Source organism: Pengzhenrongella sp., from assembly GCF_036565025.1.
Taxonomy (GTDB): Bacteria; Actinomycetota; Actinomycetes; order Actinomycetales; family Cellulomonadaceae; genus Pengzhenrongella.
Window position 1 is genome coordinate 1 of sequence record NZ_DATCNW010000326.1, and the last position, 9478, is coordinate 9478.

Annotated in this window: 9 protein-coding genes; 7 read left to right on the forward strand and 2 right to left on the reverse strand. The window is 72.4% G+C overall.

Annotated elements, in window-relative coordinates:
- On the reverse strand, positions 1-197 hold a 197-nt coding region (locus VIM26_RS18790), incomplete at its 3' end, for a hypothetical protein (protein WP_331954055.1).
- A 59-nt stretch (positions 198-256) separates the two neighbouring features.
- Here VIM26_RS18790 and VIM26_RS18795 point away from each other — a divergent pair.
- The 7 genes from VIM26_RS18795 (at position 257) to VIM26_RS18825 (ending at position 8117) form a co-directional block, all read left to right on the forward strand.
- Complete coding sequence (locus VIM26_RS18795; protein WP_331954057.1) at positions 257-490, forward strand: DUF3046 domain-containing protein; 234 nt, start codon at positions 257-259, stop codon at positions 488-490.
- 11 nt (positions 491-501) lie between these two features.
- Positions 502-2589 carry a phage holin family protein gene (locus tag VIM26_RS18800; RefSeq protein WP_331954058.1) on the forward strand — a complete coding sequence of 696 codons (2088 nt, stop codon included), beginning with the start codon at positions 502-504 and terminating at the stop codon, positions 2587-2589.
- Positions 2586-3476 carry an MBL fold metallo-hydrolase gene (locus VIM26_RS18805; RefSeq protein ID WP_331954060.1) on the forward strand — a complete coding sequence of 297 codons (891 nt, stop codon included), beginning with the start codon at positions 2586-2588 and terminating at the stop codon, positions 3474-3476. The genes VIM26_RS18800 and VIM26_RS18805 overlap by 4 nt, the downstream gene beginning before the upstream one ends.
- 194 nt (positions 3477-3670) lie before the next feature.
- On the forward strand, positions 3671-4711 hold the full coding sequence (recA, locus tag VIM26_RS18810) for a recombinase RecA (protein WP_331954062.1): 1041 nt from the start codon (positions 3671-3673) through the stop codon (positions 4709-4711).
- A gap of 38 nt (positions 4712-4749) precedes the next feature.
- The gene (locus tag VIM26_RS18815; protein ID WP_331954064.1) at positions 4750-5337 is read left to right on the forward strand and encodes a regulatory protein RecX; all 588 of its coding nucleotides are present in this window, start codon (positions 4750-4752) and stop codon (positions 5335-5337) included.
- A gap of 40 nt (positions 5338-5377) precedes the next feature.
- Positions 5378-6844, forward strand: a complete 1467-nt coding sequence (rny, locus tag VIM26_RS18820) for a ribonuclease Y (RefSeq protein WP_331954066.1) — start codon at positions 5378-5380, stop codon at positions 6842-6844.
- A gap of 388 nt (positions 6845-7232) precedes the next feature.
- On the forward strand, positions 7233-8117 hold the full coding sequence (locus VIM26_RS18825) for a hypothetical protein (RefSeq protein WP_331954068.1): 885 nt from the start codon (positions 7233-7235) through the stop codon (positions 8115-8117).
- Here VIM26_RS18825 and VIM26_RS18830 read toward each other — a convergent pair.
- The gene (locus VIM26_RS18830; RefSeq protein ID WP_331954070.1) at positions 8108-8704 is read right to left on the reverse strand and encodes a GrpB family protein; all 597 of its coding nucleotides are present in this window, start codon (positions 8702-8704) and stop codon (positions 8108-8110) included. The two genes, VIM26_RS18825 and VIM26_RS18830, sit on opposite strands and share 10 nt — an antisense overlap.
- Positions 8705-9478 lie beyond the last annotated feature (774 nt).

Genomic DNA, 9478 nt, shown 5'->3' on the forward strand with positions numbered 1-9478 from the left:
TTCGGCGCGACGTACGGCCGCACGCTCGCGGGGGACCAGGTCGTCGGCCCCCTCGGCAACCGCACGGCCGCCCAGGCCCCCGTCTGCGCCGTCGTCGGGCCGGGGAAGGCGCCGGTGAACCAGGCGCGCGTCGCGGGCGAGAAACCCGCGAGCGGGTCGGCGGGCGGGCCCGCAGCGGGCCGGGTGGACGAGGTCACGGCTCCATTCTGCTGGCGTGCACCGACATCCGCCCGTAGACCGTGGCAGGCTTCGCCTCATGCGCAACCGTGAGTTCTGGGGGCTCGTCGAGGAGGTCTTCGGCGCGACGTACGGCCGCACGCTCGCGGGGGACCAGGTCGTCGGCCCCCTCGGCAACCGCACGGCCGCCCAGGCGATCGAGGACGGCGTCGAGCCCCGGATCGTCTGGCACGCGTTGTGCGACGCCCTGGACGTGCCCGAGGCGCTCCGCTGGGGCGCCGATCCGCACCGCGCGGCTCCGCCGCGAGCCTGAGACCCACCACCGTGTCCGTCTCCGCGAGCGGTGCCCAGCAGAACTGGTGGGAACCGACCGTGCGCGATGTCGGCGAGGGGCTTCTCGCCGTGCTCACCTCCGCGGTCGCGCTCGGGATCGCGCTGTTCGGGCTGGACGGCGCCGGTGCGCGTTCGTGGCTCGACGTGCTGGTCGCGGCGGTGCTGATGGCGGTCGGCGACCGGCTGGTCCGGCCGGTGCTGCGGCTGATCGCGGCCCTGCTCGGCCTCGGCGGCGCGCTGCTCGCGGGCCTCGTCGCCCAGGTGGCGATCGCGTGGGGCGCCCTGACCCTGGCGCCCGGCATCACCGTGCGCAGCTGGACGCAGGTGATCCTGGTGCTCCTCGTCGCGTCGACGGCCATGACCGGCGGGCGCTGGCTCGTGGGGCACAACGACAGCTCGTACGTGCTCGGCGACGTGCTGCGCGGGGCGCGCTCGCGGGCCAGGCGCGGTCTGGTGCCCGGCCGCGGTGAGCCCGGGCTGCTCATCGTCCAGCTGGACGGGGTGTCGAGCTCGGTGCTCGCGCATGCGATCGACGCCGGGCTGGTGCCGACGATGACGCGCTGGCTGCGGACCGGCACGCATCGGCTGGAGGGCTGGTGGGCGCGCGTGCCGGCGACCACCCCCGCGAGCCAGGCCGGCCTGCTGCACGGCACGAGCTCCCAGGTGCCCGCGTTCCGCTGGTGGGACAAGGACCTCGGGCGCCTCGTCGTCACGAACCACCCGGTCGACGCGGCCCTCGTGGAGGCCCGGATGAGCGACGGGGAGGGCCTGCTGGCCCGGTCCGGCGTCGCGATCAGCACGATGTTCACCGGCGACGCGCCGACGAACCTGCTGGTCATGAGCCGCGCCCGGCGGCGGCGCGGGTTCGGCCCGGGCACCGCGTTCATCCGCTTCTTCGCGAGCCCCTACGTGCTCACCCGGACCCTCGGGCTCACCGTGGGCGAGATGGTCAAGGAGCTCTACCAGGGGCGCTGGCAGCGCACCCGGCGCGTCGAGCCGCGGGTCCCGCGCCGCGGTGCGTACGTGGTGCTGCGCGGGATCAGCAACGTGCTGCTGCGGGACCTCACCACCGCGCTGGTCGCCGAGCAGCTGCTGGCCGGTGCGCCGACGGTGTTCGTCGACCTGGTCGACTACGACGAGATCGCCCACCACGCGGGCCCCCTGCGGCCGGAGTCGCTGCGCGCCCTCGAGGGCCTGGACCGGGTGCTCGAGCTGCTCGCCGAGGTCGCGGAGCACTCGCCGCGGGCGTACCGGATCGTCGTCCTCTCCGACCATGGCCAGTCCCTCGGGTCGACGTTCGAGCAGGTCGAGGGCGCGTCGCTGCTCGACGTCGTGCACGACCTGATGGCGGTCGGGTCGGGTCGCGGGGGCACGACCCAGACCGTGAAGTCCGAGGCGGGGGAGGAGTGGGGGCCGCTGAACTCCCTGCTCGGCGCGTCGGGCGGAGCCCGGATCGCCGACCGCACCGGGCGCAGCGGGCCAGTGCGCCCCGGGCGGCGCCCCAGCGACGGCGAGCCGCCGCTGCCCGAGGTCGCGGTCACCGCGTCGGGGAACCTCGGCGAGCTCTGGTTCCCCCAGCTGCCCGGCCGGGTCCCGATCGAGGAGATCAACGAGCGCTGGCCCCGCCTGCTGCCCGGGCTGCTGGCGCACCACGCGATCGGCGTCGTCGTCGCGTGGACGGCCGGGCGCGGCCCGGTCGCGGTCGGCGCGCGCGGCTCGCGCCTGCTGGCCGACGACGTCCCCGCCGCGGCGGCCGTGCGCGGTGAGGACCCGCTCGCGCAGTACGGGCCGCGGGCTCGGCCGGATCTGCTGCGCGCCGCAGGGCTCGAGAACGCGGGGGACCTGATCCTGATCTCCACCGTCGACGCGCGCGGCTCGGTGCACGCCTTCGAGGAGCTCGTCGGCTCGCACGGCGGACTCGGCGGCGCCCAGAACGACGCGCTGCTGATGTATCCGGTCGAGTGGGCGGTCGACCCGGACCTGCGCGACGACGTCGGGAGCGACGAGATGCTGATCGGTGCGGAGTCGGTGCACGCCCAGCTGGTGCGCTGGCAGCGCGCGCTCGGGCTGCGGCCATGATGCGGGCCCTGGGCGGGTCGTTCGACGCCGCGTCACGCGGTGGCGCGGGGCTCAGCGTGACCTGGCTCGGGCACTCCACGGCGGTGCTCGACCTCGACGGGGTCCGGCTCGTCACCGACCCGTTGCTGCGCAGGCACGCGGGCCTGCTGCGCAGGCGCGGGTCGACCCCGGACGAGGAGACCTGGGGCGGGGCCGACGCCGTGCTGCTCTCCCACCTGCACCACGACCACGCCGAGCTCACGTCGCTGCGCCTGCTCGGGGACGTGCCCGTGCTCACGGCGCCGTCCAGCGCGCACTGGCTGGTCGAGCGGGGCGTGCCCGGGGTCGGCCTGCGCGGTGGCGAGTGGTTCCCGGTCCGGCCGGGCGTCGCGGGCGAGCACCCCGAAGCGCGCTGGCCGCAGCCCCGGGACCGAGGGGAGCTCGACGCGGCGGGCGCCGGGGTCCGGGTGCGACTGTGTCCCGCGGTGCACGGCCACCGCCCCATGGCGCACCGGCCGAACGCCGTCAACGGGCACCTGGTGCGCGGCGCGTCGGCCTGCATCTGGGTCGCCGGCGACACCTCCCTGTACCCCGCGATGCGGCACCTGACCGACCTCGCGGGCGGCCCGGTCGACGTCGCGCTGGTGCCCGTGCACGGCTGGGGGCCCAGGCTCTCGGGTGGTCACCTGGGCCCGGTCGACGCCGCACGGGCGTGCGCCGTCGTCGGGGCGCGGTACGCGGTCCCGGTGCACTGGGGCACCCTGCACGCGCCCGCCTCGCGCCGGCTCCCGCCCGGCTGGATGGACCGCGCGGGCGACGCGTTCGCGGTGGCGCTGGCCCGGGCCGCACCGGACTGCGAGGCGGTCGTGCTGCGTCCGGGAGAACGCTGGACCGTCCCGAGTTCGTGACTTCGGCGTGTTGGGTGCCATCGAACAGTTGTTCGGCTAACCTTGTGCACAGGCGAAGACGACGACGGGCTCTCCACAGACAAGGAGGCTCCGGCGCCGGATGTCGGTGGTCGGGCATAACGTCGCCTCCAGCACAGACCAGCCCCAGTCCAGCGCAGCTCCGGCTGCCACCACTATCACCACGAGGTGTTGACATGGCCGCTCCCCAGGACCGCGAGAAGGCTCTCGAAGCCGCACTCAGCCAGATCGACCGTCAGTTCGGCAAGGGCTCGATCATGCGCCTCGGCGACGAGGGCCGCGCCCCCGTCGAGGTCATCCCAACCGGCTCCATCGCGCTCGACATCGCGCTCGGGATCGGCGGGCTGCCCCGCGGGCGGGTCGTGGAGATCTACGGTCCGGAGTCCAGCGGCAAGACGACCCTCGCGCTGCACGCGGTCGCGAACGCGCAGCGGGCCGGCGGCATCGCGGCGTTCATCGACGCGGAGCACGCGCTGGACCCGGAGTACGCCAAGAAGCTCGGCGTCGACACCGACGCGCTGCTCGTCTCTCAGCCCGACACGGGTGAGCAGGCCCTGGAGATCATGGACATGCTGATCCGCTCCGGCGCGATCGACGTCGTGGTCATCGACTCCGTCGCGGCCCTGGTGCCGAAGGCGGAGATCGAGGGGGAGATGGGGGACAGCCACGTCGGGCTCCAGGCCCGGCTCATGAGCCAGGCCCTGCGCAAGATCACCGGCGCGCTGAGCGCCTCGGGCACCACCGCGATCTTCATCAACCAGCTCCGCGAGAAGATCGGCGTGTTCTTCGGTTCCCCCGAGACGACCACCGGTGGCAAGGCGCTGAAGTTCTACGCCTCGGTCCGCCTCGACATCCGTCGCATCGAGACCCTCAAGGAGGGCACCGAGGCGGTCGGGAACCGGACCCGCGTCAAGGTCGTCAAGAACAAGATGGCCCCGCCCTTCAAGCAGGCCGAGTTCGATATCCTGTACGGCGTCGGCATCTCGCGTGAGGGCGGCCTGATCGACATGGGCGTCGACCACGGCTTCGTGCGCAAGTCCGGCTCCTGGTTCACCTACGAGGGCGACCAGCTCGGCCAGGGCAAGGAGAACGCCCGCGGCTTCCTGCGGGACAACCCGGACCTCGCGAACGAGCTCGAGAAGAAGATCAAGGAGAAGCTCGGGGTGGGCGCCAAGCTCGACGATCCCACCGACAGCGGACCCACGGTCGACTTCTGATCCCCAGGCGCAAGGTCGGTGGGAACTGGGGCCGCGCCGTGAGCACGTCACCCGAGGAGGGTGACGCGCCCGGCCGTGCGGTCGATCACGGCGCGGTCGCGCGGGCGACCGCGCTGGCGATGCTGACCGGCGCCCCGCGCAGCCGGGCGCAGCTCGCGCAGGCGATGGCCGAGAAGGACGTACCCCCCGAGGTGGCCGACGCCGTGCTCGACCGCTACGTCGAGGTCGGCCTGATCGATGACGCGGAGTACGCCCGGATCCTGGTGCGTTCCCGGCACGCCAACCGGGGGCTGTCCCGCCGGGCCCTGGCTCTCGAGCTGAGCCACGCCGGGATCGGCGACGAGCTCGCCGCCGACGCGCTCGGCACGCTGGACGCGGACACCGAGCAGGACACCGCGCGCCGGCTCGCGCGTCGCCGGCTGGCGAGCGCGACCGGCCTGACCCGCGAGGTGCGGCTCCGGCGCGTGGTCGCCATGCTGGCGCGCAAGGGGTATTCCACCGAGCTTGCGGTGCGGATCGTGCGTGAGCTGCTGGATGAGGAGGAGCTCGCCGCCGGGACGGGCCCGTCGGGGGAGAATGGTGCGGGGATGGACTCGAGCGACGACTGGTCGTTCGAGGACGACTGACTGCGCGGCCTGACCCCGCAGACCGACGAGGGAGTTCTGCATGGATCTGACCGAGGTCGCGCTGGTCGTCGGCTTGCTGGGGGCCTGCCTGGTCGCCGTGCTGCTGGTGCTGGTTGCCCGGCGTGACGCGAGTGCCCAGCGCGAGACGGCCAGGACCGACGTCGCGGCCATCCGGGAGGACGCGCGCACCGCGACGGCCGAGGCCGAGCGCCGCGCGGAGGTGCTCGGTGCGCGCGAGGCCGCCTTCGCCGAGGACCGCGCGGCGGCCGCCGACCTGGCCCACACGTTGCGCGACCGAGCCCTCGCGCTGACCCAGGCCGAGCGCGAGCTCGGCGACCGGCAGGCGGCCGCGCGGGTCGCCGAGCTGGTCGAGCTGGAGAAGATCGCGGGGCTCGGCGCGCAGGACGCGCGCGCCGAGCTCGAGCGCCGGATCCTCGAGCAGGCGACCCGCGATACCGAGGCGGCGGTGCGTCGCACCGAGGCGAAGGCGCGCAAGACCGCCGAAGACAGCGCGCGCCGGATCGTCGCGACCGCGGTGCAACGCGTCGCCGTCGCGACGAGCTCGCAGAGCGTGGTCGTGGTCGTCCCGCTGCCCTCGGAGGACATGAAGGGCCGGATCATCGGCAAGGAGGGGCGCAACATCCGCACCTTCGAGGCGCTGACGGGGGTCAACGTGCTGATCGACGACACCCCCGACTCGGTGATGCTGTCCTGCTTCGACGCGGAGCGGCGCGAGGTCGCCCAGGTGGCGCTCGAGTCGCTGATCGCCGACGGGCGGATCCACCCGCAGCGGATCGAGTCCGCGTACGCCGAGGCCCTCGCCGGTGCGCAGGAGCGGGCCGTCGCCGCCGGGCACGAGGCCGCCGAGCACGCCGGGGTCGGCGCCCTGCACCCCGACCTGGTCCGGACGATGGGTCGGCTGAGGCTGCGGACCTCCTTCGGGCAGAACGTGCTCGCGCACCTCGTGGAGAGCGCCCAGATCGCCGCCGCGATGGCCGCCGAGGTCGGCGCCGACGTCGACGTGGCCCGCCGGGCGGCGTTCCTGCACGACATCGGCAAGGCGCTGACGGCCGAGGTGTCGGGCACGCACGCCATGGTCGGCGCCGACCTCGCCCGCCGGTGCGGTGAGTCCGCCGTCGTGGTGAACGCGATCGCGGCGCACCACGAGGAGGTACCCGCGGAGTCGGTGGAGGCCGTGCTGGTCCAGGCCGCTGACGCGTGCTCGGCCGCGCGTCCCGGAGCCCGCCGGGAGGAGCTCGACCAGTACATCGAGCGCATGGACCGGATCGAGCAGCTGGTCGCCGAGCACGCGGGAGTCCGCCGCGTGCTGGCGATGTCCGCGGGCCGCGAGGTCCGCGTGCTCGTCGAGCCCGAGTCCGTCGACGACACCCAGCTCCCCGGGCTCGCGTCGGCCATCGCCAAGCACATCGAGGCCGACCTCAGCTATCCGGGCGAGATCAAGGTGACCGTCATCCGCGAGATCCGCGCCAGCGCGACCGCCGGGTAGCCCTCGCGCTGTACGGCGGCTCATTCGGGCACTCCGCCGCCGGTGTCGCCGGGGCGTGACCCGGGCGTGACCCGGGCGTCACCGATCGGGAACTCGCGTGGTGGGCTCAAAAGCTCCGGAGTAAGTTCGGCCGCGGCCGCAGGCAGCGCGGCGCAAGCAACGACGAGCGAGAACCGCCGGTTCGAGGCCGTGCGCAGCCTCTGACGGCGGCTTGGAGGCCGTCATGGCCGGTCGGAGCAGTAGCAGTAGCAGGAGCAGGAGCAGCATTGGTAGTCGTCGTCGTCGTCGGAACGCTCGCCGCGGCGCGTCGAGCGCGATCTCGGCCCTGTTGGTCGCAGCCGTCATCTCGATCGGCGGGCCGGCCCGGGCATCGACGTTCAGTTTCGCGGTGATCGGAGACATCCCCTACGGCTCGACCCAGCTGCAGGAGTTTCCCGGACGGATCGGTCAGATCAACGCCGACCCCGACGTGCAGCTCGCCAGTCATCTGGGCGACATCGGCGCTGACGGGAGCAACTGCTCCGACAGCTACTACGCCACGATCAAGTCCGACTTCGACACGTTCGTGGACCCACTGGTCTACACGCCGGGCGACAACGAGTGGGCGGACTGCCACCGCGCGGCCATCGGGAGGGCAGATCCGTTGGACCGCCTGGCAGCGGTTCGCGCGGAGTTCTTCGCGGTGCCGGGCCAGACCCTGGGGCAAAATGCGGCCGCCGTGACACCTCAGTCCGGGTATCCGGAGAATGTGCGCCTCGAGCAGGACGGCGTCACCTTCTCGGCGATACATCTGGTCGGTTCGAACAACGACCTCAACGCCTGGACCGGGCTGGGGTACACCCAGCCGACCACCGCTCAGCTCGCGGAGGAGAAGTCCCGGGCGGCCGCAGCAGTCACCTGGATCAAGGACACCTTCGCGAAGGCCGAGGCGGACAACAGCCGGGCCGTCGTTCTGCTGACGCAGGCAGACATGTTCGTGGGCACCCCGGGCAGCACCTACCGCACGGCCTTCCAGAGCGTTGTGCGGACCATCGCGTCGGAAAGCCGCGCGTTCGTCCGACCCGTCTTCCTGTTCAATGGCGACACGCACGTCTTTCGCAGCGACAAGCCGCTGACCAGCTCGACGTGGTTGTCGTTCTACGGGATTTCGGGCGCCGTGTCGAACCTTTCACGAATCACCATCGAGGGCGGTTCCACCGTGGACGAGTGGGTCAAGGTGACCGTGGTCGCCAGCTCGTCGGTCCTGCAGGTGCAGCGGGTGCTCTACAAGTGAGGGCCGACCGCGTCACCTGATCCGGCGACGCGTGTCGCGCGACCGTCCTCCGTCGGATTCTGGTGCGCGATCTCGGCCCGGTCGGAGGGTGACACCCCGGCGCGTTCGAGGACTCGCTGCAGGAAGGCGCTCTTCCGTGCGACGTACTCCTCGACGTCGTCGAGCTCGCGATCGCCGAGCGCCAGCTTCAGCGCGGCGTACTCGTCGCGAAGCTCGGGGTCCGCGCGCAGCAGATCGCGTACCGCGAGGTGGTTGCGCAGGGCCAGGGAGCCGTCCACGCAGACGTAGACGTGCCGGTGCACGCCGTCGGCCGGGGCCCGCAAGGCGTGTCGCCCGGGGATGCCGCGCTCGCCCTCGTCCTGGTACCCCGCGGCGGTGAGCTCGTCGATCGCCGACCGAACGGAGCCCGCGGCCACCACGACGTCGATGTCCAGCACCGGCTTCGCCGCAAGACCGGGAACCGACGTGCTCCCCACATGCTCGATCGCCACGACATCGACCGAGTCGAGCGCGCCAACCAGCGCGACCCGAACCCGCTCGAAGTCGACAACCCACCCCGGCTCGTACCCCCGAACCCCAACCCGCACAGTCCCCACCTCCCGACCCGGCCTCCGCTCCGCCCCGCCCGCGCCCCGGTTCTGCAAAGAGACCCCGGTTCTGCAAGCTCCGGGAGTTTGCAGAACGGGGGTTTCTTTGCAGAATGGCTGGGTTAGAAACCGACGACCTCGAGTCAATGTGGCGAACTCGCCGGCAGCGCTGGCGGATACCGCACCAACAAGCCCGCCCGCACGCGTCGGGACCTCAGGGTCGTCGCGAACTGGGAGTCGTTGTTGTCAGATCGCCCGAAATACGACAACAACTCCCAGTTCGCGCGGCGCGAATCGGCGATCGCGGGTTCGCGGGTTCGCGAGTTCGCCGATCGAACAGTGTCCGAGTTCGACGCCTGGCGAGTTCGCGGGCTCGCTGCCACCGTCGTCCCGGCGACCTGCCCCGAAGGCCCGCTGTCCGGGCAGCCGGTCGGCTCGACCTCAGATCGCAGCCCTGAGTGCAGCGAAAGTGCACCAAAACGCGTCATTCGCTGCACTTGTGATGCACAGAGCGCTGCACTGAGCCGTCCACCCACGGCGTTGAAGGGCCGAGCCCGCCGTCGACGCTGACGGCCGCGGCCCGGCATCGACAACGACGGCTTCGGCGCGCCGCCCGCGGGCTCGCTATTGCCGCTCGATTTTGCAACGTGCCTAGGTGCGTTTTTGGATCCAGACTGCGGCGCGGGACAGGACGAGGTTGACGATGAGGTAGATGCCGGCGCCGACGGTGAACAGGGCGATGAAGTACTGGTTGCCGAAGAATTGGGCGTTGTT

Coding starts and splice junctions, on each gene's coding strand:
- VIM26_RS18805 (WP_331954060.1), top strand. CDS start 2,586: ATGATGCGGGCCCTGGGCGGGTCGTTCGACGCCGCGTCACGCGGTGGC.
- VIM26_RS18795 (WP_331954057.1), top strand. CDS start 257: ATGCGCAACCGTGAGTTCTGGGGGCTCGTCGAGGAGGTCTTCGGCGCG.
- rny (WP_331954066.1), top strand. CDS start 5,378: ATGGATCTGACCGAGGTCGCGCTGGTCGTCGGCTTGCTGGGGGCCTGC.
- recA (WP_331954062.1), top strand. CDS start 3,671: ATGGCCGCTCCCCAGGACCGCGAGAAGGCTCTCGAAGCCGCACTCAGC.